Origin of the sequence: Metabacillus litoralis (assembly GCF_003667825.1) — a bacterium.
Taxonomy (GTDB): domain Bacteria; phylum Bacillota; class Bacilli; order Bacillales; family Bacillaceae; genus Metabacillus; species Metabacillus litoralis_B.
On sequence record NZ_CP033043.1, the window covers coordinates 2,407,120 to 2,432,552 of the forward strand.

Below are 25,433 nucleotides of genomic sequence, written 5' to 3' on the forward strand. Positions count from 1 at the left end.
ATGGATCACTCACTTTCAATTCAGTTTGATTCTCTAGTCGATTTCGTTACTTCTATTATATTCTTGTCTATCTATTTTAACGTAAAAACCTTATATTTGAAAACGTTTTTAAGAATTCAACAATACTCTATGTTTGATGATCGTAACGTTTTGCAAGCAAAAAAAACTTACCATAAAAATGCTATAATTACAATGATTTATGTATATAATTGACTTTTATTAAGCTTGAAAACGTTTAATTTATATGAGGAATAGAGAGATCTAAAAAAACCGTTACCAAACGGAAACGGTTTTTTAATCAATGATCTCTTTTGGCAATTAAATCACACATTTGTTCTAATAGTTCAGATGGAACAGATAAGCTTTTTATTAATTGTTTTGCTTTCATAATATGATCCTCAAGCTTTGTTTTTGCTCCTTGCATAGTTAAGATTGAGGGGTATGTTGTTTTTTCATTAATTGTATCCGAACCTACAGGCTTTCCAAGTTTTTCTTGATTTCCTTCTAGATCTAAAATATCATCTCGGATTTGAAACGCAATTCCAACATGATAGGAAAACTCTCGTAGCTTGTTAATATCCTCTTCAGGCGCTTCAGCTAATATAGCTCCTGCAATAATACTAAAAGCGAGTAACTTTGCTGTTTTGTTTTCATGAATAGACTGAAGCTCTTCTATGCTTAACTTTTTTGCTTCGCCTTCCATGTCAGCAACTTGTCCACCAACCATTCCTTCTGCACCAGATGCCTTAACTAGTTCAGATATTAGTCTCAGCTTCTGTTCAGCTGAACAAGTTGGATCATTTGCAATTAGGGCAAAGCTTTGAGTTAATAACCCATCACCAGCTAGCACAGCTATCGCTTCGCCAAATACTTTATGATTTGTTGGTTTTCCTCGTCTTAGATCGTCATCATCCATACAAGGTAAATCATCATGAATTAATGAATAGGTATGAATCATTTCGATGGCACAGGCAGTCGCCAAGCCAAGTTCTTCAGGTTTATTATATGTATGTAGCACAGCTAAAACTAAAATCGGTCGTAAGCGCTTCCCACCAGCCTCTAGCGAATAATTCATTGACTCCTGTAAGATTTTTGGCGTTTGAAGTTCTTTTATATAAAAAGGAAGTGCCTCTTCAATCTTTTGTTTTCTAGTACTTAAAAAATCGTTTAACATGTTGGTCACGATTTTTCTTCCTCCTGAAGCTCAAATGGCTTTAGCTCACCATCTTCACGTAAAATAAAATCCATTTGTTTTTCAACATGCTGAAGCTTATCATGACATAACTTTGAAAGTTCCATTCCTTTTTGAAAATATTCAATTGCTTTTTCTAAAGGAACATCACCCTCTTCAAGCTTGCCAACAATCTCTTCTAGCTGTTGCATCGCAGTTTCAAATGAAACTTCTTCATTTTTTGTTTGCTTTTCATCACTCATGTATTGTTCGCTCCTCTATCCCCTGAACTTGACAATCAATCTGACCATCTTTTAATTGTACTTTCAGTTTGTGCCCTGTTTTTATACCATTTACGCTTTTAATCAGCTTGTCATCTTGATAAACAAGACTATATCCACGATCCATAATCTTTAATGGACTTAATGCATTTAGTTTAGCAAGTGTTGCTTGAAATTGCGACTGTTTATGCGTTATTAATGTACTCATTTCCCTGTTAAGCTTTTTAAGTAAGGCTTCATGCTCTAGATTGGATCTTTTTATTTGATCTTTTGGATGTACTTGGGCCAAACGGTTCTGCAAATACATATAGTTATCTCTTTTGCGATTTATCGTTCTTTGGCCTTCTTTTGATAATCGGTCCATTATTGTGTCAAGTTGCTGTTCTTTTTGTAGATAAAGCTGCTTTGGATAACGAAATGCATACGAATTTTGATAATGATTCAGCTTTTCTTTCTGAGAATTTACCTTCTCTTGTAAAGCTCGTTTCACCCTATTTTTCCGGTCTAACACACGATCAATCAAATCACTGGCATGTGGAACAGCTTGCTCTGCTGCACCTGTAGGGGTTGGTGCTCGTAAATCTGCAACAAAGTCAGCAATTGTAAAATCTGTTTCATGGCCTACTGCAGAGATAATTGGCACAGTTGAAGCAAAAATCTCCCTTGCCACAATTTCTTCATTAAAAGCCCAAAGCTCCTCTATAGATCCGCCACCTCGACCAACAATTAAAACGTCCAATGTTCCTAATTTATTAGCTGTTTTAATGGCTTTTGCAACCGACGCCCCAGCTTGAACACCTTGAACAAGGGCAGGAATGAGAATGACTTTTGCTAGAGGATAACGTCTGTTTATTGTTGTTAATATATCACGTATGGCCGCTCCAGTTGGTGAAGTTATGACTCCAACTTCATTCGGGTATTTCGGTATTGGTTTTTTATGTATTTCATTAAAAAGACCTTCATTTTGAAGCTTCTTTTTTAACTCCTCGTAAGCTAGATATAGACTACCAATTCCGTCTGGCTGCATTTCTTTAACATAAACCTGGTAGCCGCCACTTTGTTCATAAACAGAAATTTCACCACGCATTAATACCTTCATACCATTCTCTGGTCGGAATTTTAATGATTTGTTTGCCCCAGCAAACATAACTGCTTGAATTCGTGCTTTTTCATCTTTTAGAGTAAAATACATATGACCACGACTATGTAAATTAAAGTTTGAGATTTCCCCCTTTATCCAAATGTCTGACAAGTGTGGGTCAACATCAAATTTGCGTTTTATATATTTTGTTAGTGCTGTAACAGTTACATATTTTGGTTCATTCATTAACATGCCTCCTTCCCTTAACAAAAAAATTGAAGGAAGGACAGAATATGAAGTTCCATTCTGCCCTTTTTTTGAATTTCTTATTATAAGTTTCTTATTTCGTTTCCAGAACTTGCTTGGCAGATTGAACAGTGTTATGCGCAAGCATAGTAATCGTCATTGGGCCTACTCCACCTGGAACCGGAGTTAGATAACTTGCAACTTCTTTTGCTTCTTCGAAAACAACGTCCCCTACTAATTTTCCAGTTTCAAGGCGATTAACACCAACATCAATGACAACCGCACCGGGTTTAATTTGGTCGCCTTTTATAAAATTAGCTCGTCCAACAGCGGCCACCAAAATATCTGCTTCCTTTGTATAGGATGTCAAATCTTTTGTTTTTGAATGACAATAAGTTACTGTTGCATGTTCATTTAATAAAAGTTGTCCCACAGGTTTTCCGACAATATTACTTCTTCCAACAACAACCACGTTTTTACCAGCCATTTCTACGCCAACCGATTTTATCATTTCTACAATACCAGCAGGTGTACATGGTAAAAATGTTTCTTGCCCTGTCATCATGCGACCGATATTAATTGGGTGGAAGCCATCAACATCTTTCTGAGGTGAAATTTTCTCTACAACAGCTGTTTCATTGATATGTACCGGAAGCGGAAGCTGAACTAAAATACCATGATATTCATCATTATTGTTATAGCTTTCGATCACATCTAGCAGCTCTTTTTCCGAAAGACTTTCAGGGAAATGTTCCAATTTAAACCCTACACCAATTTCCTCAGCTGCCTTTTGCTTTCCTCTAATATAAGAGAGTGATGCTGGATTGTCCCCTACTAAAATAACAACAAGTTTCGGTAGCACACCTTTTGCTTTAATTTGTTCTACCTCAACAGCCAACTCACTTCTTTTTGTTTTAGATAACTCTTTACCATCAATTATTGTTGCAGCCATTCCTTATTCCTCCTCAATTATCCCTAATTATATCTGTAAATTTTGTTTAATTTTAGAAAGAACACCATTAACAAACTTGCTAGAATGATCATCCCCAAACGCTTTTGCAAGTTCCACTGCTTCATCAATTGTCACATTAGCAGGAACATCTTGTTCATATTTTAGCTCATAGGCAGCCATACGAAGAATGGTTTTATCTATGTTTGCCAAGCGATCAATTGTCCAGTTTACTAGATGCGGACTTATTAGCTCATCAAGCTCTTTTTCATGCTCAATTGTTCCGAAAACAAGTTGATTCATAAATTCATTAGAACGTTCTTCATCTAAAGCATGTTCTATTGCTTCATTGGGATCTGTATTACTTACATTCACTTGAAAAAGCGCTTGAAGGGCCTTTTCTCTTGCTGTTCTTCGTTTCATCCTTTACTTGCTCCTTTAATGTTAAAAAATGTCGAATGTCATAATGTGATCATAACATATCTCACAAACATATTCATTCAGAAATCACCTGTTTTTTAGGAATACCCGAATGAAAAGGCTTTTTTTATAAAAAACATTCGTTGTTTTAAATTTGATGTTTCCTTTTCCATTACTGTTTAAAACTATAATCTATTCAATTAGGTAAAAGCATTCAGGTTGATTGAATATTGCTCTATTATCAATATAACCAGTCATAAAGATTCTATAATCACCTGATACGGTTTCATGTAAGAAATACCTGACTCAAACCAGTTATTTGTCTATACAAACATCCAGTCAACCCTACCATCTTATCATACAAAAAAAGAAACCAAAGGAAGATCCTTTGGCTCACAGACACATATATCTTTAATAGAAGTATGAAATGTTACATTTCTTGATCTACTTCTACCTCATTTGTTTTTGTCTCAAATTGGACACCAACAACGTGAATATTGACTTCATTCACCTCTAAAGCTGTCATATTTAACAACGCTTGGCGGATATTGTCTTGAATTTTTTGAGCAACAGTTGGAATAGAAACTCCGAAGATCATGACACAGTAAACTTCGATAATAATTCCTTCTTCAGTTAAATCAACTTTTACACCTTTTCCGTGATTTTTCTTTCCAAGTCTCTCAACAACACCTGCAGCAAAATTACCACGCATTGATGCTACTCCTTCAATTTCTGAAGCCGCAATACCTGCAATGACTTCAATTACCTCAGGAGCAATCTCGACCTTACCTAAACCGTTGTTTTCAGGATTCATCTCTAAAACATTATTAGTATCTTTCAAGAATCAGCACCTCCGTGTAATTTTATGACTCCATAACCTTATGCAATTCTAAGAATTTCGTATTAAAATCTCCACTTACAAACTTTTCATGCTCAAGCAGTCTCAAATGGAATGGAATGGTTGTCGATATTCCCTCAATTACAAATTCACTCAAAGCACGCTTCATTCGAGAAATTGCTTCTTCTCTAGTTGCACCGTAAGTAATAAGTTTCGCAATCATTGAATCATAATACGGTGGAATAGAGTAACCAGGGTACACCGCTGAGTCCACTCTAACACCCAAACCACCCGGCGGCAAGTACATCTGAATCTTACCAGGTGACGGCATGAAGTTCTTTTCAGGATTTTCTGCGTTAATACGACATTCAATTGACCACCCATTAAACGTAACTTCATCTTGTGTAACTGATAATTTTTCACCAGAAGCAACTTTAATTTGTTCTTTTATTAAGTCAATTCCTGTTACCATTTCTGTTACTGGGTGCTCCACCTGAATACGCGTATTCATTTCCATAAAGTAAAACTTCTTGTTCACATGATCAAAAATAAACTCGACTGTTCCTGCACCAGTATAAGCAACAGCTTCTGCCGCTTTTACGGCTGCATCACCCATTTCTGCTCGAATTTCTTCAGTTAGCGCAGGAGATGGTGTTTCTTCAATTAATTTCTGAAGTCTTCTTTGGATTGAGCAATCACGCTCTCCTAAGTGGATTGTATTGCCATGGCTATCTGCTAACACCTGGATTTCAACATGGCGGAAATCTTCAATGTACTTTTCGATATATACACCTGGATTCCCGAATGCTGTAGCAGCTTCTTGTTGGGTAATTTCGATTCCTTTTACTAAAGCTTGCTCATCTTTTGCAACACGAATCCCTTTTCCGCCACCGCCAGCTGTCGCTTTAATTATAACAGGATATCCCATTTCATTTGCTAGTTTTTTGGCATCATCAATGCTTTCAATAATACCTCTTGAACCTGGAACAATCGGAACTCCAGCCTCACGCATTGTCTCACGCGCAACATCTTTTGTTCCCATTTTCGAGATTGCTTCTGCACTTGGTCCGATAAAAGTGATGTTTACTTCTTTACAGAGCTCTGCAAAATCAGCATTTTCAGCTAAGAATCCATATCCAGGATGAATAGCATCACTTTCAGTAAGCTTTGCTACACTAATAATATTTGTAAAGTTTAAGTAGCTGTCCTTTGAAGCAGTTGGTCCGATACAATATGCTTCATCAGCAAGCTGTACATGCAAAGCTTCACGGTCTGCTTCGGAAAATACAGCTACGGTTTCAATCTCAAGCTCTTTGCATGCACGAATAATTCGAACAGCTATTTCTCCTCGATTTGCAATTAGTATTTTCTTAATCATATTATATGCTCCTTATTCAGGCTTAACTAAGAATAAAGGTTGACCATATTCAACTAGTTGTCCATTCTCTGCTAGTATTTCGACGATCTCACCCTTTACTTCAGCTTCGATTTCATTAAAGAGTTTCATCGCTTCTACAATACATACAACAGTGTCATTCGTCACCTTTGAACCAACTGATACATAATTTCCTGCTTCAGGAGAAGAAGCTGCATAGAATGTTCCTACCATTGGAGAAGTGATCTTATGTAAGTTTGATGTGTCAGCTTTAGTCTCTTCTGTTTTTGGTGCAGAAGCCTCTTGAACAGGCTGTTGAGTTGGGACAGGTTGTGGTTGTGTAGACACTGCTTCCACTGGTGGAGCGGCTACTACATTTCTTACAACTGTTTCAACTTCCTGTGATTGCTTTTTCATTTTTATTTTGGAACCATCTTGTTCAAATGTAAATTCATTAATAGAAGATTGATCAATTAATTTAATCATTTCTCTTATTTCTTGTATTTTTAGCATGCTTAGGCACCCCTTTAATTCATTGATCATGCGTAGTACATGATCTGCTAATTTATAATCTAGTACTAAAACTTAGTCCCATAATACCATCTTACAGTACATGTGAGAAGAAATTCAACAATAATTCTACCCATTTCTTTTCGTTTCTACCGGTAATAAGTAGATTTATTTTAGTATTGTGCTATATTTAATCGTTTCTAAAAACAGAATAAGATGGTAAAAAGGTTAGCCCTATCATTTTAGGGCTAACCTTTTTGGTTATTTTTAAAAATTATTTATCTCTTACTGGTTGGAAGGTAACAATAACATCTTCCATGTTTTCCATTTCATCTCTTACTAGTAGCATGATTTCATTTGCAGCTGTTTTACTATGCTCTTCTGCTTTAATCGTAATTTTCACATCATTTCCTTCAGCACGTACTAGCGCATCGTCAAAGCCTTTTGATTTGATTAAAGTTTCTAAAAGCATTTCTTTACGCGCTGCATCATTTAAAGCTTCCATCTCGTCATAAGCATCACTTTTTTCTTCCGCTGACGCGTCATTGCTAGCTACAATAGCTTGCAATTGCTCTTTCATTTCATTACGTTGATCATCTAATTGCAAACGTAATTCTGTGAATAACTCATCACTAGAAACACTAGAGATTACTGTTCCATCTTCTAACTCTTCTGTTTGAACATCAGCTTCTTCTCCTGCTTCTGTGCCTTCGCCTTCAGTTGCTTCACCCTCAGTATTTTCACCTTCAGTTCCTTCTTCTGCAGGTTGCTCTTCGGCAGCTTCTTCAGCTGTTGCATTTTCACTAACTTCTTGATCTTCTCCTGTCATTACGATATTACTTGTTCCACCTTCAGGAGATGTTACATAATAAACTGATAATACCACCACTAAACTTAACATTGTTAATAACCAAACCGTTTGTTTTTTCAACATCATCTATTCATCCTCCTTCATTTTTTTCGATGCTACAGCTACTCGATGACTAGGTACTCCTAACACCCGTGTAACTGACTCTACTATTGTTTTTTTTATATGAATGTTGTCAGCACCCTCGGCAACAATTAGAACCCCACGAATTTCCGGCTTTTGTGTTTGAACAATAATTGGAGTCTCTTTTTCACCATCCTGGATGATGACAACTTGTTCATCTATTGATTGATCTTCCACTTCTCGTTTCCCACCTTCACGATCCGTTTCTGTTGTTGTTTGGCTTTGGGAAACGCTGTTTTTTTCAATTATTTTCTTTGCTGTTGAATCAACATTTACAACAACATGTACATTTCCTACACCTGAGACTGTTTCAAGCACTTCTTTTAATTGGTTTTCGTATTCAGCCTCATAATCAGAGATGGAGCCAGTCGTATCACCCTTTGCCTGCTTAAACACTTCTGTACTTTCAGCTTCCTCAGTACTAGATGTGACCGGTAGTGCATTTTGTACTGAATCCTCACTACCTGTAAAAAGATTACTAAACAGCATGAATGCTACGCCTAGCACGAATACGAGAATAAAATAATGATATTTTGATGGTTTTTTAGAATCTGATTGACCAAGCATTGACTTTAGCTTATCAATGAAGCTTTCTTTATTACTCATTTAATGACTCCTCCCCCCTTTCCAAGTCAATTGAGATTTTTTCTTCTTCAACTTCCCAAATTTCAGCCAATGATGCTACCATTTTTGATAGTTGATTTTCATCAACTAGTTCTTCTTTTACTAATTCACTTGTAGTATCTATGGATACAGGCTGAACAACTTCAACCGCCCCATCCTCTGCCGCTTCTTTTGCTACATTTGGTTTTAATATGACCTGAATATGTTGCAAGTCTTTTTGAGAATTGATTTCTTCTACTTGTTTGTTTTCGGAAAGGTGGATCGTATCAATCATGACATCATAACTTTGCACCAGCTCCTCTTCTGCCATCGTTTTCATTTGGACAGCCATTTGTTTTAAAATATATGCACGTTGTGAGGCTTGTATTTCTTTTTTCTGAAATTCTATTAAATTTTTTCCATTTTCACCTTCTGAAGAAGCTTGCAATCTAAATTCACTCAAAACCTCATTCATATCAGCAGAAAATATTTTAAAGATTGGGTTAATAATGACAATGATTAGCAATAAACTGATGACCATCTTTGCATATTTCTGCATAGATGAATTTGGTAGAAGCAAGTCAATGACAACAGCCAGTAAAATAAACACGATAATATTGGTAATCCATTCTGTTAAAAATGACATCCTAGATTCCTCCTTTATCGCATCATCATCGTCAGATTTCCTGCTGCAATGATCACCGTTAAGCTCAAGAAAAACATAAGAGAAACGATTGCCAATGCTGCAAAGATATAAATAACACTTTTACTAATAATATCTAAACAGGTAATAACCGGGCCTCCGCCAAGCGGCTGAAGGATAGATGCAGCAAATTTATAAATAAAGGCTAGAGATAATACTTTAATCGCTGGAAATGCGGCAATAACTAAGAGAATCGCTACCCCGATTACACCCACTGTATTCTTTAATAAAACTGAAGCACTGATTACTGTATCAGTTGCATCAGTAAACATCCGACCTAGTACTGGTATAAAGTTTCCAGTAATAAACTTTGCTGTACGAATGGTGATTCCATCTGACACAGCTGCAGATGCCCCTTGGACGGATATCACCCCAAGAAAAATGGTTAGAAATGAAGCAAGTAAACCGATGCTTATATTTCTTAGCAGTCCCGCTAGCTGAGTTACTTTATATTGATCTGTTAACGTACTAACAATACTTAATAAAGCCGATAAGAACAGAAGCGGTAAGACTACATTTTGGATTAATAATCCGCTAGTGTTCATTAAAAAAATAATTACTGGATGGAAAAATGCCGCTGAAATGATTCCCCCTGATGAAGCCATTAAGGCTAATAACAACGGTATAAGAGCTAAAATAAAATTTGTCATTGACTCGATCGCATTGGTTGTATATTCAATCGCAACATGAAAACTGTTCAGTGCAATAATAATTAACACCATGTATACCAATGCGTATGCCACTTTACTTACTGTACTTTGATTAAAAGCATTTTGTAGTAATTGAAGCAGCATACTAAAAATGGTTAATAATATTAATGTGCCTAGCAGCTTTCCATTAGCAATTAATTCATGAAACAAAAACTTGAGAAATGCCTTCATCCATTCTTGAAAGGAAAGCTCTTTTTCCCCACTTAAAAATTGAAGTAAGCTCCCTTTCTGACTTTCTGGTAGAAACCCCCCGTATTCCGTCATCACCGCATCCCAATAGGATTTAATGTCGGTGACATCAAGTTTCTCAACCTGTTCATTTACAAATGTTTCTGTGTTCAATTCCATTCCCGGATCTTCGGTTTCCTGAGGTGCTGTCGTGGAGGCTTGTACACTTATTGGGATCGCAAGAAAAATAGAAAGAAAGAGTAAGATATTAAGAAATGCTCTCATTCATACACCTCCACTAAAACATGTCAAATAGAGTATTAATTGTTGTGATTTACTAGTTGATTCTTGATTGTTTCCTACTGCCTGAGAGGTCAGAGATGAGTGATTCGGGCGCTTTAGCCCTGTAACAGGTAAAATTAAGTTCCAGGTATCATCCCAAGGACTGTTTCAATAATGACCGTTAAAATTGGAATCGCCATTGTTAATATGAGAATCTTCCCTCCCAATTCAATCTTAGAAGCGATGGCACCTTGTCCAGCATCTTTCGTAATCTGTGCACCAAATTCTGCGATATAAGCAATTCCAATGATTTTTAAAATAGTTTCCACATAAATGAGATTCACATTTGCGTTAAATGCAATTCGTTCTACCATCCGAACGATTTCATACACCTGATCTATCAAAAACAGAAAAATAACACAGCCGACAAACACAACAAGCATAAAAGCGAAGGTCGGCTTTTGTTCTTTTACGATCAGTGCAAGAAAGGTTGCAATTAGCCCTAGTCCTACGATTTGAATAATTTCGATAGTGGCCGCCCCCCTTACCCTTGGAAAAGAAAGACAGATTTTATCTTCTTGAATAGATCATCTACTATAGATGCAACCATGAATAAGATATAAATAAAGCCAATGAGTGTAACCCATTGTGCGTATTCTTTTTTTCCCATTTGATCTAAAATTGTGTGGAGAAATGCAACGACGATTCCTATCCCGGCAATTTGAAAGATCGTGTTAATATCTACACCCACCTAAAGACGACTCCCTTCCACTTCTACATCAATAAAATGACTAATAATAACCCTGATAATACACCCAAGCTTTTCACCATTTTTTCATAGCGATTTTGACGGTCAATTGCATCTGCTTCTTCCCTTTCTAAATGAGAGAGCGCTAACTTTATATGCTTCTGCTGTGAAACACGATCATGCTGTCCTAAAGTTTCCCCAAATTGCTTTAGGACTTCGTACTCTCCTTGCTTAAACGCTGTAAAACGCCAAATTTCTTGAAGACTCTCCTCCCAAGCCCCTTTGACACTTGTATGACCCTTAACCAGCTTTTTAGCAAACTGTTCAAAAAACCATGATAACGGCTTAGGCAGCTGCTTTGAGATATTTTGGGACGCAACAATAAGAGAGGTATGGCCGTACATAATTTCTGCCTCCAGTGATTGTAATGCAACCTTAAGCTGCCTTAGTTGCCGCGTCCTTTGACTCAAGTGCTTTGCCGCTTCAAAACCCACCCAGGTTGTTGCAATGACAATGAGGATCGCACCTACCCATTTGATCATTTATGTAACACTTCCTTTTTTAGTAAGTGTTGACCATGATTGTTTACTATTTGTTGAACCGTTCCTGGGCCATCCCTTCTAGTTAACTCTACATAACGATCAAAGACGTTGGCTTCAAATAACGCTTTTAAGCTTGGCCGATTCAACAACTCACTTGCACGGTATCCATGTACCGTTACAAATAATTGAACTCCCGCATGAACAGCCTCCATTACAGCTTCTGCATCCTCTAACGTACCAATTTCATCAACAACTAACACATCAGGACTCATCGACCTGATCATCATCATCATTCCTTCAGCCTTTGGACAAGCATCAAGAACATCCACACGTTCACCTAATTGATGCTGTGGAACACCCTTTACACACCCGGCAATTTCCGATCTTTCATCAACAATTCCTACTTTTTTGGATTCAATTTGTTGATATCCACTACTAATTAAGCGAGCAAAATCTCTTAATAGAGTCGTTTTTCCTGTTTGAGGAGGGCCAATAATTAATGTGTTCAACCATTTTTGTTGATAAAGATAGGGAAGATATTTCTCAGCGATACCTATCTTTTCTTTTGCGATTCGGATATTAAACGAAGTTACATCACGAATGGCTTTGACTCGTCCATTTTCTGTAATGACTCGTCCTGATAAACCAACACGATGTCCCCCTCGGACGGTAATATAACCCTTTTTTAATTCATCCTCTAATGTGTAAATGGAGTAATGACTAAGCTCATTTAATAGATTGATTGAATCCTCATAGGTTGTGTTATAAGAAAGAAAGACAGGCTTTCCAGCAATAATCACTTCAACTCTTTTCATAACACGTATTCGGATTTCTTCTATTCGAGACAGACTTGCAGGGTGAAGCTTCACAAGTTCTTTACTAATCGATTCCGGAAGCATTTCTATCATTTCCTTCATACCGCTTCCTCCTATTAACCTATTCGTTACTCTAATGTATGCAGGCTTGACCATAATCATTACTTATTTACATAATGTTTTGTAGGAAGTAGACACGTTCACTTATAGATTCCAAATAAGATAAAGAACACCCCAAGACCAATAAATAATAATTTGGCATAAGATAATTGATCAGCAATGTGAAAGATTCCAATCGTCATTGTTACAATAAAAATGACTGGACCTACAATTGCTAACAAAGAATTGATCGTAACAGCCTTCTTTACATCATTAAAGAGAAGCATTAATATCGCAGCTGTAAGTTCAATTGAAGCAGATAAAAACCTCAGTCCAGCCATTGTCATAACAGTAGAATCAATGTGAGAGAATAATCGTTTCATGTTGTCCTCCTAAAACACAGTTTGTACAACATATGCTGCAAAGAGAAAAATTAGACAGAAAAAAATCGGGCGGTGCCAGTGCACCACCCGATTTTCTTTGTTTCACAAAAAAAGAGATGCATACTCTGCACCTCTTTTCCCTACTATTAACTTAAATTATGCACGCGAAACATAAGAAGCTTCAGTTGTGTTAATGATTAAACGATCACCTTGGTTGATAAAGAACGGAACTTGAACTGTTAAACCAGTTTCTAGAGTAGCTGGTTTAGTTCCACCAGAAGCAGTGTCTCCTTTAATACCAGGTTCTGTTTCTGTTACTTCTAATTCAACTGAATTTGGTAATTCCACCCCTAGAGTTTCTGTACCAAACATTACAATTTGAACTTCCATATTTTCTTTTAAAAATTTTAATTCATACTCAATTTGAGTAGAGTTTAATTCAATTTGGTCATATGTTTCTGTATCCATAAAAGCATGTTGGTCGCCATTTGCATATAAATATTGCATTCTGCGTGTTTCAATTTGCGCTTTTGCTACTTTTTCACCCGCACGGAATGTTTTTTCTTGAACAGCACCTGTACGTAAGTTACGTAATTTTGAGCGAACAAACGCTGCTCCTTTTCCAGGTTTAACGTGCTGGAAATCCATTACACGCCAAATGCCGTTGTCTACCTCAATTGTTAAACCTGTGCGAAAATCATTTACTGAAATCATTAAAAAAATCCTCCTAGTGATATATAAATAAGGAATGGTAAACGAATATTTACATCATTCTTTTATATAAAAAGATGTTTCCTATTATAAAATAATAAGATCTTTCGGTGAATGAGTTAAAGACTCATTTCCTTTTTCCGTGATTACTGTATCATCTTCAATTCTTACTCCACCAAGGCCGGCTACATAGATTCCCGGTTCAACCGTGACAACCATTCCTTGCTCAAGAACTGTATCCGATTTAAAGGAAAGGGCTGGACCTTCATGAACCTCCATACCAAGACCATGTCCGGTAGAATGACCAAAGTACTCCCCATATCCTTGCTCTTTTATGTAGTCACGTGTTAAAGCATCTGCTTGTTTACCAGTTAAACCTGGCTTAATGCCGTTCATGCCCCGTAATTGAGCCTCCAGAACAATCGAATAGATTTTCTTTAACTCGTCACTTGGTTCACCTACTGCGAACGTTCTAGTAATATCTGAACAGTATCCTTTGTAGTATGCACCAAAGTCAAGTGTTACAAAATCACCTTTTTCAATTTCCTTTTCACTCGCTACACCATGAGGTAAGGCCGAGCGATATCCTGAGGCTACAATGATGTCAAAAGATGATGAAACAGCTCCGTTTTTTCTCATGAAAAATTCAAGCTCATTTGCCACATCAATTTCTTTTAACCCTGGTTTTATGTAAGTTAAAATGTGTTTATAAGCCGCATCCGCTATTTCAGCAGCTTCCTTTAATATCTTAATCTCTGCTGGTGACTTAATCAAGCGTAACTTTTCCACAGCACCTGAAACTGGAATAAATTCACTGCTCTTTATTGCTTCTTTGTATGAAGAAAATAATTGATAAGTTAAAGAATCCTGTTCAAAACCAAGTCGTTTTATACCTAGCTTTTCAACCTGATCAGCTACCTCCTCAATAATTGGGCCAGTATGCTGAACAATTTCAAAGCCTTCGATTTCCTTTGCTGCTTGCTCTGTATAACGGAAGTCTGTTATAAAAACTGCTTTGTCTTCAGAAATGACAACCACACCAGCGGTACCTGTAAAGCCAGTCATATATCTTCTATTATAACTGCTCGTTATTAAAAGACCATCAATTGATAATTCTTTAAAACGTTGACGAATTTTTTCAAGTTTCATATTTTACCCTCCAATTCGTTCTTTTAATGCTAAAATCGCCAGCTCATATCCTTTAAAGCCAAGTCCAATAATTTGCCCAACTGTGACCGGTGCTGTTACAGATGTATGTCTGAATTCCTCTCTAGCATGGATATTTGAGATATGTACTTCAATGACTGGTAGAGAGATGCTCGCAATCGCATCTCGTATTGCATAACTATAATGTGTAAAAGCACCAGGGTTTATAACAATACCATGATATTGCTCATTTGCTTCATGAATTGCATCAATTAAATCTCCTTCATGATTTGATTGAAAGCATGTAACTTCACAATTTACTTTTTCACCAATTGTTAAAAGGTCTTTCTCAAGATCTGTTAATGTTTTTGAACCGTATATTTCAGGTTCTCTTAATCCAAGCCTATTTAGGTTCGGCCCATTAATAACTAAAACCTTCATGACTCTCTTACACCTCACAGTTAATCCTTAAGTTAAACAATCTGTTAATATCGCATAGGAACAACTTCCCACTGCTACAATTAACAAATAAGCTTCAACATAAGCTTATACATAATAGAATAAAAAAAGAATGTTCATCACATGAACATTCTATCATATCTGAACACATCTCTACTATTGTTTCGTTCAGCTTTTAGGATTAGCTTGAAATTCATTGTAATCAAATGAAATTGAGTATCCAACAAATGCACCGTATAGAATATAAAGACATAATGTAGTAACAACAGTTCCACGAGGCAGTTCAAAAACCGTATCCAAATTTGGAAAGATTGGATTTAAAACAAAGAAAACTAATGCCCACAAGGCCCCACCAAATGCAACACCAATCCACAAGGATTTAAATCGTTTCAGTATAGCAAAATAAGCTAATGCTACACCGATAGACACCAGTCCCAGTATAACGATGCTTATTAGATGCCCTAATGTTCTATCCTTCCAATCACCTAATGCAAATGGTTGCAGAATTAAGTTAGGACTAATTTCCGTAAAATTTAAAATATAAGAAAAGTATGCTAACAAGCTCCAAAATACTCCTCCAACAAAACCTGTAGTTATCGTTTTTCCGACCGTTGACATTGGTTCTTCTTTTTTGTTTTGTTCTAATTTAGGGTTATCCTCTAGCTTTTGTTCATCATCATTTTGTTTCTTTTTATCCGCCATTTTCCAACACCTCCATTATTACTATGTCCAATTTTTTGATTGTCCATGTTTTTAGAAATACAGTTTTTTGTTGAAGAAATTTTAAAAGACTATATTAGAGGTGTTGGTGCACAAAAAAGCACAGATGACCTAAGGAAGTTTACGTGCACCAAGTCGAGATAATTTTCAAATAAAATGGAAATTCCATGTCTAGCAGGAAAATGCATGGGTATAATGTAAATAAAGGAATGTTTTCCAGGCTATTGGTTACACTAACGAAGATGACATGGGGGCTAAGGTTTTATTTTGACAAAAAATCCAACCATGAACAGAAGAAGAAATACGCAATCATATTGTTCATTTCTAAACATCGCTCTAGAGGTTTCCTTTCAAATTCTGTATTATAGAGATAATAGCTAAACATTGTATTAGACGTTGTTTACTTTAATTTAGAATTAGGAATAGATAGGTTGGTGTCATATGTCAAATCAAAACAAGCCTGCATATGGTGGGCAAGCTGTTGTCGAGGGTGTTATGTTTGGTGGTAAGCATCATTATGTAACAGCCATTCGACGAAACGATAACTCAATTGATTATTTTCATTTACCTAGAAAAAATCAACCTGTTTTATCAAAACTAAAAAAAATACCCTTTTTAAGAGGTATTGTTGCCATTATCGAAGCAAGTGCAAATGGTTCAAAGCATCTAAATTTTGCTACTGAACGTTTTGAAGTAGATCCTGAAAATGACGAAAAAATGTTAGCTGAGAAACAGAATGATTCAAAGCTTACGATGTGGCTGGGAATTGCAGCAGTCGGGGTCCTTTCATTTTTCTTTGGAAAAGTGATTTTTACTCTTCTACCCGTTTTTTTAGCCGAATTTTTCCGCCCCCTTATATCATCAGACTTCGGGCAAATTCTCTTAGAAGGCGCTTTCAAACTTGTGTTACTATTAGCATATATATATGCTATATCTTTTACACCTTTAATTAGGAGGGTGTTTCAATACCACGGTGCAGAGCATAAAGTAATTAATACTTATGAAAACGACTTGGAATTAACAGTTGAAAATGTCCAAAGTCAATCCAGGTTGCACTACAGATGTGGTAGTAGCTTTATTTTATTCACCGTGATTGTGGGTGTGTTTGTTTACACTCTTGTCCCGACTGATCCTCTATGGCTGCGAATCGTGAACAGACTAGCCTTGATACCTGTTGTATTAGGTATTTCCTTCGAAGTGTTACAGCTAACGAATAAAGTTCGTGAACTACCAGTGTTACGCTATTTAGGATATCCAGGACTCTGGTTACAACTGTTAACAACAAAGGAGCCTACAAACGATCAAGTTGAAGTGGCGATTGCAAGCTTTAATGAATTAATTCGGATGGAAAAAGAGACAGAAACATCTACAGAACAAATTGTCTAATTATAATCTACTTTGATTGGTATCTTTTCTTGGAGGTGGTCAAATGAATCGTCGTGTGAATTGGATTGTCATGATTGTTATCTCTTTAGGGGTTATTGGTTTTATTACAACGTTAGTATCTGATCCTCTATGGCTTTTAAAACAAATCGCCATCTATGCTGCTATTGCTGGTTTAATCTATCTTGTTTATCGATTATTTTCAAAAAGAAGAATGGGCAAAGAACATTCCTCTTATATGAAAGCTGCAAAGCAATCTAAAAGACGTTTTGACGACCGTAGCACGAAGTCTTCTAATGTCAAAAACATTTCACAAGCTAAAAAGGCAAGAAAATCCTCTGCAATCAAAAAGAAAAAACAAACTCCTTCTCATTTAACTGTCATAGAAGGAAAAAAAGGCAAAAAGAAAAACAGAGCGTTTTTCTAAAAAGACCACTTCTTTAGAAATTCATTCGTTCTGTTTCTACCTAGCTCTATAAGGGCTAGTTTTTTTTGTTCATTTAATTCAAATTCGGTTGTTACAATATCCTCAACAGGGATAAACACCATATCTTTTTCATGTCGTCTTGAAATATGCCGCCCATCATGTGCTTCCTTCATTGTTTCAAATAATGCTCCAAATAAATCAATTGCATTATTAATCTTCTTTTTAGGTCGTTCTTTTTCACTATAACTAAGCTTTACGCCAAGAACCGGCCTTGTTTTAAAAGGCTTATCCTGCTGATAAAATAGCCAAATCGGGAAATTGCTAAGAACTCCCCCATCTACAAATATAGTAGCCCCCTTAGAAGTATTCAACTTAACAGGTTCAAAAAAATAAGGTAAGCTACAACTCATGCGCACTGCCTTTGCCACAGAAAAGGATTGTGAGTTAATACCGTACTGATGGAGATCATCAGGTATAACAATCAACCTTCCATTGGTTAAATCAGAAGCAATAACTCTTAAACTCCCCGGTGCTATATCAGCAAACGTGGAAATACCTCTTTCTTTTAGCCTCTGACATAGCCATTCCTCTAATTTATTCCCTTTATATAACCCAAGATTCCAATATAATGAGAGCCATTTCGTAAATGGTAAAGGCAGAAGAGATTTACGTTCATCCAAAAACATTTTCAAATCTACTTCATCCATTATCTTCAAAATTTCATCACTTGTATAACCTGCAATAATGAATGCAGAAATAATAGAACCTGCACTTGTACCAGCTAGCCTTTTAAATTGATATCCCCTTTTTTCAATCGCCTGATAGGCACCAATGAGCGCAAACCCTTTAATACCCCCACCTGAGAAAACACCATCAATTTGCATCGGCCTCTCCCCTTCCCTCTAATAGTGTAAGAGCAGGGAAATGAAAATAGACCATCAATCATCATTTAGGGGAATCATTTACACCATGTACTTATATTTTGAGATGACCTTTCAAACTTACTAGCTATAAAACATAAACTCAAAGAAAAAAACCCTTATCAATAAAAGGGTTTTTCCTAAAGACTTTATTGTTTCATTTTTGGATCAAGAACATCTCGTAAACCATCACCCATTAAATTAAATCCTAGTACAGTTAACATAATCGCTAATCCAGGAAAGAAAAGTGTCCATGGCGCTTGTACAAGGTACTGCTTAGAATCTGACAGCATTTTTCCCCACTCCGGATTTGGTGCTTGTGCTCCTAACCCTAGGAAACCTAGAGCTGCAGCTTCAATGATAGCTGTTGCGATAGCTAGTGTTGCTTGTACAATGATGGGCGTCATACTATTCGGCAGGATATGTCTAAATAGGATTCTGCTATCCTTCATCCCTACTGCCCTTGCTGCCATAATATACTCTTCTTGTTTCACACTCAAAACCTTTGATCTAACCAGACGACCAAAGTTAGGAATATTTATAATAGCAATTGCAATTAAAGCATTTTGTAAAGATGGTCCAAGGATCGCTACTACAGCTATCGCTAATAAAATACTTGGAAAGGCAAGCATAATATCAAAGATTCTTGAAATAATTGAATCGACCCAACGTCCATAATAGCCTGCAATAATCCCTAAAAGTGTACCAAAAATCGCAGAACCTAATACAGAAAAGAAACCAACCCACAGCGAAATTCGAGCACCATAGAGAATTCTTGAGAGAATATCACGCCCGAAATCATCTGTTCCAAACCAATGCTCACTTGATGGTGCTAACAGTCGTTTTGATAATTCCTGTTCCTTAAAGCCATAAGGAGCAATAACAGGCGCCAATATGGCCAGAATGATAAAAAAGATAACAATCCCAAGACCAACAAGCGCTAATTTATTTTTACAGAAGGATTTCCAAGCCTCTTTCCAAGGTGGTGTTACTTGTTCCTCAACAGCGGTATTCAAAGGATTTGGAGTGTTTTTTGCTAACTCTGCCACAATTATCCCCCCATTCTAATTATTGATGATATTTTATACGTGGATCAACGACAGCATATAATAAATCGACGATTAAATTGATTAAAATAAAAATGGCTGCAATGACTAAGATTCCTGATTGTATAACTGGATAATCTCGATAACCGATTGCATCATATAAATAACGACCAATTCCCGGCCAACCGAAAATCGTTTCTGTTAAAATGGCTCCACCTAATAACAGACCTGTTTGCAAACCAATTACAGTTAGAACTGGAATAATAGCATTTTTTAAAGCATGTTTATAAACAACCCAGAACATTTTTAGACCTTTCGCTCTAGCTGTACGAATATAATCAGATTTCATTACTTCCAACATTGTAGAACGAGTCATTCTTGCGATAATCGCCATCGGTATTGTAGCTAATGCCAAACTTGGAAGGATAAGGTGCTGTAGTACCTGAACAAATTGATCTGTCCTGCCCTGAAGCAAGGTATCGATCATATAAATATTCGTTATGGCGGTTATCGGGTTCCTAACATCTTCTCTTCCTGTTGAAGGCAACCATCCTAACTCTATCGAAAACGCCCATTGCTCCATTAAGCCAAGCCAGAAAATTGGCATTGATACACCAACTAACGCCAAGATCATAGCTAAATAATCAAACCATGAATTTGAGAACCATGCACTAATAATACCTGCATTTACCCCTATAAATATAGCGATTATCATCGCCACGATCGTTAGTTCAATCGTTGCAGCTAAGTACGGCCAAATTTCCTCATTAATTGGACCCCTAGTTCTAAGGGAGGTTCCAAGATCTCCTGTCAAAAGTGCTTTTATATAATCCACATATTGGATATACCATGGTTTATCTAATCCTAGTTCTGTCGTTAATGTAGCAATGGCCTCTTTCGTAGCCTTTTGTCCAAGAATAACCTGCGCTGGATCACCTGGTATAGCACGTATTATTGCAAACACAACTAATGTCATTCCAAACAATACGGGTATAAGTGAAAAAACACGACGGACTGTATAAGAAAACATATTGCTCACCTCTTTTTGTAGAAACTATCAATATTTTGCTTAACAAAAGGGGAGACAGAGCTCCCCTTTTTACATGATTATTTAAATTCAACTTTCGTTAATGCCTCAGAACCAGTTGGATGTGGTAAATAATTTACTAAATCACTAGTTCCTGCTAATAACGGTGTTGAGTGAACCAATGGAACCCATGGTGCATCATCATGAATGATTTCTTGAGCTTGTTTGTATAAATCATTTCTTGTGTTTTGCTCTGTTTCAGTTTGAGCTTTAATTAATACATCATGAAGCTCATCATTACTGTAATAAGAATAGTTGTTACTTCCAATACTATCTTTGTCTAAAAGTGTGTATAAGAAGTTATCAGGATCTCCATTATCACCAGTCCAACCTAACATGTAAGCGTCAAACTCACCTTTAGCAGCTTTATCTAAGTAAGTTGCCCAGTCAACTGATTGAATTTCTGCTTTAACGCCAATCTCAGCAAATGACGCTTGGATAACCTCTGCTACCTTCATGCCTTCAGGCATATAAGGACGTGCAACTGGCATAGCCCAAAGATCCATTTCAAATCCATCAGCATAGCCTGCTTCAGCTAATAATTCCTTTGCTTTTTCTAAATCATAAGGATATGCTTCAATCTCATCATTGTATCCTTCAACAGAAGGCGGCATTGGGTTCTTTGCAACTTCTGCTTTACCACCATAAAATGCTTCGATAATTGCTTCTTTATCAACTGCATGGTTTAATGCTTGACGTACAAGTTTATTATCAAATGGAGGACGATTTACTGTAAATCCTAAGTATCCAGTATTCATCGATGGACGCTCAATTAATTGAAGCTGATCATTACCTGTAATTGTTGCTTCATCTGAATTATTTAACCCATCCATAAGATCAATTTCACCATTTGTTAAAGCATTGAGTCTTGATGAGTTTTCAGGAATAACACGGAAAATAACTTGCTTTAACTTAGGAAAACCTTCTAACCAGTAATCCTCATTCTTTTCAAGTACAATACGATCGTTTTGTTTCCACTCCACAAATTTAAATGGACCAGTACCAACTGGATTTTCTCTAAATTTGTCACCAGATTCTTCAACTGCAGTCGGACTAGCGATTCCAAATGGAGACATTGCTAGGTTCTTTAAGAATGGAGCTTGTGGGCGGTTTAGAACAAATTGAACTGTATTTTCATCTACAGCTGTAACAGACTCAATAACATGCCCTTCTTCACCTTTAAATCCCCCAAACATTGTGTAGTAAGGAAAATCATCTGCATTTCCATTCATCCAACGTTCAAAGTTAAAAACAACTGCTTCTGCATTAAAATCTGTACCGTCATGGAATTTAACACCTTGACGTAGCTTTAATGTGTATGTAAGAGCATCTTTTGAAACTTCCCATGACTCTGCAAGTCCTGGGTGAAGTGTTGTATCTTGCTCTCCATATTCAACTAAGGTTTCAAAAATGTTTTCAGTTACTTTAAATGTTTCACCTTCAGTTGTTGTAATTGGATCAAGAGATGTCGAATCTCCCCCACGTCCAAAAACTAAAGTATCCTTTTTCTCTCCTTCGCTAGAAGACTGTCCTTCGCCACCAGCTTTTTCGTTTGAGTTACCACTACATCCAACTAGAAGCATACTAATCGCTAATAGTGAAATAAGTAGCAGCTTGAGTGATTTGTTTTTCATTCGCTTTCTTACCCCCATTTTTTTATTTATCATAAATGCTGCATGTTAGTCATTGTATAAATGACATGCAACAAAATGACCATTTATATTTTTATATTCTGGTCGAGTTGTTTTACAAATGTCCATACATTCTGAGCATCTTGTATGAAAGGCGCATCCTGCAGGAGGATTCGATGGACTTGGTATTTCACCAGTAATCGTAATTCTCTCACGATTATTTTCTGGATCTGCGATAGGTACAGCAGATAGTAGTGCCTGTGTATAAGGATGCATCGGGTTCGTATAAAGTTCCTCACTATCAGATAACTCTATTAATCTACCTAAATACATAACACCCACTCGGTCACTAATATGACGAACAACACCAAGGTCATGAGCAATAAAGATATAGGTAAGTTGAAACTCATTTTGTATATCTTTCATTAAGTTTAGTACCTGGGCTTGTATGGATACGTCCAATGCTGACACCGGCTCATCGGCGATAATTAATTTAGGCTTTGTCATAAGCGCTTTCGCAATACCAATCCTTTGACGTTGTCCACCACTAAATTGATGTGGATACCTTCTTGCATGGTAGCTGCTCAAGCCAACGATTTCTAACATCTCTTGAACTCGTTTCTTTCTCTCTTCTTTTGAACCAATACCATGTACAATAAGGGGCTCTTCTAAAATTTTTTCAATAGAATGTCTCGGATTTAAAGAAGCATAAGGATCCTGGAAAACCATTTGTATGTCTCTTCGTGTTTTTCTTAATTCTGTTTTAGACAGGTTCCTAAGATCTTTATCTTCAAAAATGATGCTTCCGTCACTAGCTTCTATTAATCTCATAAGCAATCGGCCTGTTGTAGATTTCCCACAACCACTTTCACCTACGATTCCTAATGTTTCGCCCTTTTTAACGAAGAAAGATAAATCATCAACCGCTTTCACTTCACCTTGCTTTTTGCCAAGTAATCCACCATTTATAGGGAAATACTTTTTTAACCCGTTAACTTGAAGAAGTAACTCTGTCATTTTTCTCTACTTCCTCCTTTCCACTATGCAAAAAGCATCGAACATTATGATCTTCTTTTTCCATTTTATATAGTTGAGGTGTTTCTTCTTGGCATTGACCAAACATTTCCTCACATCTTGCTGCAAAACGACATCCGTTTATAATACTTCCAGGTCGTGGAACGTTACCAGGTATACTGTATAACCGATCTTTTTTCCCTCGAATATCAGGAACCGATTTAATTAATCCCTTTGTATATGGATGTTTAGGATTTTTCAAGATTGTTTTTACGTCACCTTGTTCGACAATTTGACCGGAATACATAACAATTACCCTATCACATACTTCTGCCACTACTCCTAAGTCATGAGTAATAAAAATGATTGATGTATTCATTCTTTCATTTAAATCTTTCATAAGAGATAGAATTTGGGCTTGTATCGTAACATCTAGAGCAGTTGTAGGTTCGTCCGCGATTAAGACTTGCGGATTACAGGCCATCGCCATCGCAATCATTACCCTTTGCCTCATCCCCCCGGAGAGTTGATGTGGATAATCATTAACGATTTCATCTGCTCTTGGTATTCCAACTAACTTAAGCAATTCAATTGCACGCAGTCTTGCCTCTTTTTTCGCTAGATTTGTATGTAACTTTAAAGCTTCAATTAATTGATTGCCTATTGTAAACAATGGGTTTAATGAAGTCATAGGCTCCTGGAAGATCATCGATATCTGATTCCCTCGGATACCTCGCATTTCTTTTTCACTAAATTTTGTTAGGTCCTTACCTTCAAATAATATTTCACCATGCTCAACCACACCAGGAGGGCTAGGTATTAATCCCATTGTTGACAATGATGTAACACTCTTTCCACTTCCCGACTCTCCAACAATCCCTAAGATTTCGCCTTTATTTAACTCGAAACTTATTCCATCAACTGCTGGGACCAGCTTTTTTTCAGAACGAAAGGATACCTTTAAATCTCTTATTTGAAGTATAGGTTCTTTACTCATTTGATCACCTACCAATTATCTTGTTAAAATTTTAAATTATTAAAATATAATGAAAGTAGTGAATATTATTACATAAAAAATATTCTAATATTGTCGTTTTTTGTCATATTGAAAGGACTTTCTTTCGACATATTTCGATATCACCACTTTAAACCTTTACTGCTAGCTTGCGTTAAAGAGTTAAATACATTAAGGAACATTGCAGAAAAAGGATCACACCCTCGCGCCACCTTTTTTTCAAAAAAGCTTCTAATTCTTTCTCAGGATAATAATCAAAATAATATCCCAATACATTAATAGTGATTTTACCTTTCTTATCATTACAATGTTTCTTTACACAGACAAGGAGTTGGTTACTTTTTATACCAAGTATCTTTTTGGACAAACAAAAAAGCGGTGAATGAGATTTAACTATCATTCACCGCTTTTCTTACTCTTCATTATTTTTTTGGATATTCCGTAGTGATTGAATTCTCTCTTCTTTTTCTTCAAAATATTGAACAAGATCTCCAATTCGATCGATTGCATTCCAACTTAGATGATGCTCAATACCTTCAACATCATTATATATCTTATCTTGATCAACGCCGATAATAGTTAAAAACTGCTCTAGCAGCTCATGGCGATAAACTAGTCGTTTTCCTGTTTTCTTCCCTTTATTCGTTAACACGAGCCCGCGATATTTCTCATAAATTAAATACTCATCTTTATCTAATTTCTGAACCATTTTTGTGACGGAGGAGGGATGAACAGCCAATGCTTCTGCAATATCAGAAACACGTGCATATCCTTTATCTTCAATAAGTAAATATATTTGTTCGATATAATCTTCCATACTAGGTGTTGGCATGTAGTCCCCTCCAGAATTGCCGATCTTTTTTAACGAAATCATTACAATTTTACATGAGTTTAAAGGTAATGACAAGGAATATTAGGAAAGCACTCCCAATTTCATGAGTGATCCTAATAAAGAACAA

At 36.5% G+C, this 25,433-nt stretch carries 30 protein-coding genes; 2 read left to right on the plus strand and 28 right to left on the minus strand.

Annotated elements, in window-relative coordinates:
- Nucleotides 1-298 precede the first annotated feature (298 nt).
- From D9842_RS11965 to D9842_RS12065, 21 genes are all read right to left on the minus strand, one after another.
- Complete coding sequence (locus tag D9842_RS11965; RefSeq protein ID WP_257536035.1) at nt 299-1,183, minus strand: polyprenyl synthetase family protein; 885 nt, start codon at nt 1,181-1,183, stop codon at nt 299-301.
- The gene (locus tag D9842_RS11970; protein WP_098796035.1) at nt 1,180-1,434 is read right to left on the minus strand and encodes an exodeoxyribonuclease VII small subunit; all 255 of its coding nucleotides are present in this window, start codon (nt 1,432-1,434) and stop codon (nt 1,180-1,182) included. The genes D9842_RS11965 and D9842_RS11970 overlap by 4 nt, the downstream gene beginning before the upstream one ends.
- Nucleotides 1,427-2,779 carry an exodeoxyribonuclease VII large subunit gene (gene xseA / locus D9842_RS11975; RefSeq protein ID WP_121662732.1) on the minus strand — a complete coding sequence of 451 codons (1,353 nt, stop codon included), beginning with the start codon at nt 2,777-2,779 and terminating at the stop codon, nt 1,427-1,429. The genes D9842_RS11970 and xseA overlap by 8 nt, the downstream gene beginning before the upstream one ends.
- Before the next feature lie 94 nt (nt 2,780-2,873).
- Nucleotides 2,874-3,731: a bifunctional methylenetetrahydrofolate dehydrogenase/methenyltetrahydrofolate cyclohydrolase FolD gene (gene folD / locus D9842_RS11980; RefSeq protein WP_121662733.1), complete on the minus strand. Its 858-nt coding sequence runs from the start codon at nt 3,729-3,731 to the stop codon at nt 2,874-2,876.
- Between the two features lie 27 nt (nt 3,732-3,758).
- The gene (nusB, locus tag D9842_RS11985; protein WP_121662734.1) at nt 3,759-4,151 is read right to left on the minus strand and encodes a transcription antitermination factor NusB; all 393 of its coding nucleotides are present in this window, start codon (nt 4,149-4,151) and stop codon (nt 3,759-3,761) included.
- Between the two features lie 427 nt (nt 4,152-4,578).
- Nucleotides 4,579-4,989: an Asp23/Gls24 family envelope stress response protein gene (locus tag D9842_RS11990; protein WP_162987411.1), complete on the minus strand. Its 411-nt coding sequence runs from the start codon at nt 4,987-4,989 to the stop codon at nt 4,579-4,581.
- 22 nt (nt 4,990-5,011) lie between these two features.
- Complete coding sequence (gene accC, locus D9842_RS11995) at nt 5,012-6,364, minus strand: acetyl-CoA carboxylase biotin carboxylase subunit (protein ID WP_121662735.1); 1,353 nt, start codon at nt 6,362-6,364, stop codon at nt 5,012-5,014.
- A 12-nt stretch (nt 6,365-6,376) separates the two neighbouring features.
- The gene (gene accB, locus D9842_RS12000; RefSeq protein WP_121662736.1) at nt 6,377-6,874 is read right to left on the minus strand and encodes an acetyl-CoA carboxylase biotin carboxyl carrier protein; all 498 of its coding nucleotides are present in this window, start codon (nt 6,872-6,874) and stop codon (nt 6,377-6,379) included.
- Between the two features lie 271 nt (nt 6,875-7,145).
- Nucleotides 7,146-7,808: a SpoIIIAH-like family protein gene (locus D9842_RS12005; protein ID WP_269671072.1), complete on the minus strand. Its 663-nt coding sequence runs from the start codon at nt 7,806-7,808 to the stop codon at nt 7,146-7,148.
- Nucleotides 7,809-8,468, minus strand: coding sequence for a stage III sporulation protein AG (gene spoIIIAG, locus D9842_RS12010; protein WP_121662737.1), 660 nt, complete (start codon nt 8,466-8,468; stop codon nt 7,809-7,811).
- Nucleotides 8,461-9,111, minus strand: coding sequence for a stage III sporulation protein AF (gene spoIIIAF / locus D9842_RS12015; RefSeq protein ID WP_121662738.1), 651 nt, complete (start codon nt 9,109-9,111; stop codon nt 8,461-8,463). The genes spoIIIAG and spoIIIAF overlap by 8 nt, the downstream gene beginning before the upstream one ends.
- A 14-nt stretch (nt 9,112-9,125) precedes the next feature.
- Nucleotides 9,126-10,331, minus strand: coding sequence for a stage III sporulation protein AE (spoIIIAE, locus tag D9842_RS12020; protein ID WP_121662739.1), 1,206 nt, complete (start codon nt 10,329-10,331; stop codon nt 9,126-9,128).
- A gap of 134 nt (nt 10,332-10,465) precedes the next feature.
- Nucleotides 10,466-10,858, minus strand: a complete 393-nt coding sequence (gene spoIIIAD, locus D9842_RS12025) for a stage III sporulation protein AD (RefSeq protein WP_176551010.1) — start codon at nt 10,856-10,858, stop codon at nt 10,466-10,468.
- A 14-nt stretch (nt 10,859-10,872) separates the two neighbouring features.
- Nucleotides 10,873-11,079 carry a stage III sporulation protein AC gene (spoIIIAC, locus tag D9842_RS12030; protein WP_026558844.1) on the minus strand — a complete coding sequence of 69 codons (207 nt, stop codon included), beginning with the start codon at nt 11,077-11,079 and terminating at the stop codon, nt 10,873-10,875.
- 23 nt (nt 11,080-11,102) lie between these two features.
- Nucleotides 11,103-11,618, minus strand: a complete 516-nt coding sequence (spoIIIAB, locus tag D9842_RS12035) for a stage III sporulation protein SpoIIIAB (protein WP_098796024.1) — start codon at nt 11,616-11,618, stop codon at nt 11,103-11,105.
- Nucleotides 11,615-12,535 (minus strand): stage III sporulation protein AA, encoded by a 921-nt coding sequence (gene spoIIIAA / locus D9842_RS12040; RefSeq protein WP_121662740.1) that lies wholly within the window; start codon nt 12,533-12,535, stop codon nt 11,615-11,617. Before spoIIIAA ends, spoIIIAB begins: the two co-directional genes overlap by 4 nt.
- 98 nt (nt 12,536-12,633) lie before the next feature.
- Complete coding sequence (locus D9842_RS12045) at nt 12,634-12,915, minus strand: YqhV family protein (RefSeq protein ID WP_121662741.1); 282 nt, start codon at nt 12,913-12,915, stop codon at nt 12,634-12,636.
- A gap of 156 nt (nt 12,916-13,071) precedes the next feature.
- A complete protein-coding gene (gene efp, locus D9842_RS12050) occupies nt 13,072-13,629 on the minus strand; it encodes an elongation factor P (RefSeq protein WP_121662742.1) in 558 nt (185 codons plus the stop codon).
- Between the two features lie 84 nt (nt 13,630-13,713).
- Nucleotides 13,714-14,775: a M24 family metallopeptidase gene (locus tag D9842_RS12055; protein ID WP_121662743.1), complete on the minus strand. Its 1,062-nt coding sequence runs from the start codon at nt 14,773-14,775 to the stop codon at nt 13,714-13,716.
- Between the two features lie 3 nt (nt 14,776-14,778).
- Nucleotides 14,779-15,213 (minus strand): type II 3-dehydroquinate dehydratase, encoded by a 435-nt coding sequence (aroQ, locus tag D9842_RS12060; protein WP_121662744.1) that lies wholly within the window; start codon nt 15,211-15,213, stop codon nt 14,779-14,781.
- Nucleotides 15,214-15,399: 186 nt separating this feature from the next.
- Nucleotides 15,400-15,933, minus strand: a complete 534-nt coding sequence (locus tag D9842_RS12065; protein WP_121662745.1) for a YqhR family membrane protein — start codon at nt 15,931-15,933, stop codon at nt 15,400-15,402.
- 459 nt (nt 15,934-16,392) lie between these two features.
- On the opposite strand from D9842_RS12065, the gene D9842_RS12070 reads away from it, so the two are divergent.
- Both D9842_RS12070 and D9842_RS12075 read left to right on the plus strand, forming a co-directional pair.
- Entirely contained in the window at nt 16,393-17,337 is a 945-nt protein-coding gene (locus D9842_RS12070; protein ID WP_121662746.1) for a DUF1385 domain-containing protein, read from the plus strand.
- Nucleotides 17,338-17,380: 43 nt separating this feature from the next.
- Entirely contained in the window at nt 17,381-17,761 is a 381-nt protein-coding gene (locus tag D9842_RS12075; protein WP_121662747.1) for an SA1362 family protein, read from the plus strand.
- Here the strand turns inward: D9842_RS12075 and D9842_RS12080 are convergent.
- From D9842_RS12080 to mntR, 7 genes are all read right to left on the minus strand, one after another.
- Nucleotides 17,758-18,645, minus strand: coding sequence for a patatin-like phospholipase family protein (locus tag D9842_RS12080; protein ID WP_121662748.1), 888 nt, complete (start codon nt 18,643-18,645; stop codon nt 17,758-17,760). The genes D9842_RS12075 and D9842_RS12080 overlap by 4 nt on opposite strands.
- 185 nt (nt 18,646-18,830) lie before the next feature.
- Nucleotides 18,831-19,730: a nickel transporter permease gene (gene nikC / locus D9842_RS12085; protein WP_121662749.1), complete on the minus strand. Its 900-nt coding sequence runs from the start codon at nt 19,728-19,730 to the stop codon at nt 18,831-18,833.
- Nucleotides 19,731-19,749: 19 nt separating this feature from the next.
- Entirely contained in the window at nt 19,750-20,757 is a 1,008-nt protein-coding gene (locus D9842_RS12090; protein ID WP_121662750.1) for an ABC transporter permease, read from the minus strand.
- A gap of 77 nt (nt 20,758-20,834) precedes the next feature.
- On the minus strand, nt 20,835-22,448 hold the full coding sequence (locus D9842_RS12095) for an ABC transporter substrate-binding protein (protein WP_121662751.1): 1,614 nt from the start codon (nt 22,446-22,448) through the stop codon (nt 20,835-20,837).
- Between the two features lie 45 nt (nt 22,449-22,493).
- Nucleotides 22,494-23,462, minus strand: a complete 969-nt coding sequence (locus D9842_RS12100) for an ABC transporter ATP-binding protein (RefSeq protein WP_121662752.1) — start codon at nt 23,460-23,462, stop codon at nt 22,494-22,496.
- Nucleotides 23,437-24,456 (minus strand): ABC transporter ATP-binding protein, encoded by a 1,020-nt coding sequence (locus D9842_RS12105; protein ID WP_121662753.1) that lies wholly within the window; start codon nt 24,454-24,456, stop codon nt 23,437-23,439. Before D9842_RS12105 ends, D9842_RS12100 begins: the two co-directional genes overlap by 26 nt.
- Before the next feature lie 430 nt (nt 24,457-24,886).
- Nucleotides 24,887-25,306: a transcriptional regulator MntR gene (gene mntR, locus D9842_RS12110; RefSeq protein WP_098796009.1), complete on the minus strand. Its 420-nt coding sequence runs from the start codon at nt 25,304-25,306 to the stop codon at nt 24,887-24,889.
- Nucleotides 25,307-25,433: the final 127 nt, after the last annotated feature.

Excerpts from the sequence above, each read along its gene's own strand:
- nusB (WP_121662734.1), bottom strand. The coding sequence starts at position 4,151 with ATGAAACGAAGAACAGCAAGAGAAAAGGCCCTTCAAGCGCTTTTTCAA.
- efp (WP_121662742.1), bottom strand. The coding sequence starts at position 13,629 with ATGATTTCAGTAAATGATTTTCGCACAGGTTTAACAATTGAGGTAGAC.
- D9842_RS12065 (WP_121662745.1), bottom strand. The coding sequence starts at position 15,933 with ATGGCGGATAAAAAGAAACAAAATGATGATGAACAAAAGCTAGAGGAT.
- D9842_RS12080 (WP_121662748.1), bottom strand. The coding sequence starts at position 18,645 with ATGCAAATTGATGGTGTTTTCTCAGGTGGGGGTATTAAAGGGTTTGCG.
- xseA (WP_121662732.1), bottom strand. The coding sequence starts at position 2,779 with ATGAATGAACCAAAATATGTAACTGTTACAGCACTAACAAAATATATA.
- folD (WP_121662733.1), bottom strand. The coding sequence starts at position 3,731 with ATGGCTGCAACAATAATTGATGGTAAAGAGTTATCTAAAACAAAAAGA.
- D9842_RS12070 (WP_121662746.1), top strand. The coding sequence starts at position 16,393 with ATGTCAAATCAAAACAAGCCTGCATATGGTGGGCAAGCTGTTGTCGAG.
- D9842_RS12105 (WP_121662753.1), bottom strand. The coding sequence starts at position 24,456 with ATGAGTAAAGAACCTATACTTCAAATAAGAGATTTAAAGGTATCCTTT.
- aroQ (WP_121662744.1), bottom strand. The coding sequence starts at position 15,213 with ATGAAGGTTTTAGTTATTAATGGGCCGAACCTAAATAGGCTTGGATTA.
- D9842_RS12075 (WP_121662747.1), top strand. The coding sequence starts at position 17,381 with ATGAATCGTCGTGTGAATTGGATTGTCATGATTGTTATCTCTTTAGGG.
- D9842_RS12055 (WP_121662743.1), bottom strand. The coding sequence starts at position 14,775 with ATGAAACTTGAAAAAATTCGTCAACGTTTTAAAGAATTATCAATTGAT.
- D9842_RS12005 (WP_269671072.1), bottom strand. The coding sequence starts at position 7,808 with ATGATGTTGAAAAAACAAACGGTTTGGTTATTAACAATGTTAAGTTTA.
- D9842_RS11970 (WP_098796035.1), bottom strand. The coding sequence starts at position 1,434 with ATGAGTGATGAAAAGCAAACAAAAAATGAAGAAGTTTCATTTGAAACT.
- spoIIIAA (WP_121662740.1), bottom strand. The coding sequence starts at position 12,535 with ATGAAGGAAATGATAGAAATGCTTCCGGAATCGATTAGTAAAGAACTT.
- spoIIIAF (WP_121662738.1), bottom strand. The coding sequence starts at position 9,111 with ATGTCATTTTTAACAGAATGGATTACCAATATTATCGTGTTTATTTTA.
- accC (WP_121662735.1), bottom strand. The coding sequence starts at position 6,364 with ATGATTAAGAAAATACTAATTGCAAATCGAGGAGAAATAGCTGTTCGA.
- D9842_RS12090 (WP_121662750.1), bottom strand. The coding sequence starts at position 20,757 with ATGTTTTCTTATACAGTCCGTCGTGTTTTTTCACTTATACCCGTATTG.
- spoIIIAB (WP_098796024.1), bottom strand. The coding sequence starts at position 11,618 with ATGATCAAATGGGTAGGTGCGATCCTCATTGTCATTGCAACAACCTGG.
- D9842_RS12100 (WP_121662752.1), bottom strand. The coding sequence starts at position 23,462 with ATGACAGAGTTACTTCTTCAAGTTAACGGGTTAAAAAAGTATTTCCCT.
- D9842_RS12095 (WP_121662751.1), bottom strand. The coding sequence starts at position 22,448 with ATGAAAAACAAATCACTCAAGCTGCTACTTATTTCACTATTAGCGATT.
- spoIIIAE (WP_121662739.1), bottom strand. The coding sequence starts at position 10,331 with ATGAGAGCATTTCTTAATATCTTACTCTTTCTTTCTATTTTTCTTGCG.
- accB (WP_121662736.1), bottom strand. The coding sequence starts at position 6,874 with ATGCTAAAAATACAAGAAATAAGAGAAATGATTAAATTAATTGATCAA.
- spoIIIAG (WP_121662737.1), bottom strand. The coding sequence starts at position 8,468 with ATGAGTAATAAAGAAAGCTTCATTGATAAGCTAAAGTCAATGCTTGGT.
- D9842_RS12045 (WP_121662741.1), bottom strand. The coding sequence starts at position 12,915 with ATGAAACGATTATTCTCTCACATTGATTCTACTGTTATGACAATGGCT.
- mntR (WP_098796009.1), bottom strand. The coding sequence starts at position 25,306 with ATGCCAACACCTAGTATGGAAGATTATATCGAACAAATATATTTACTT.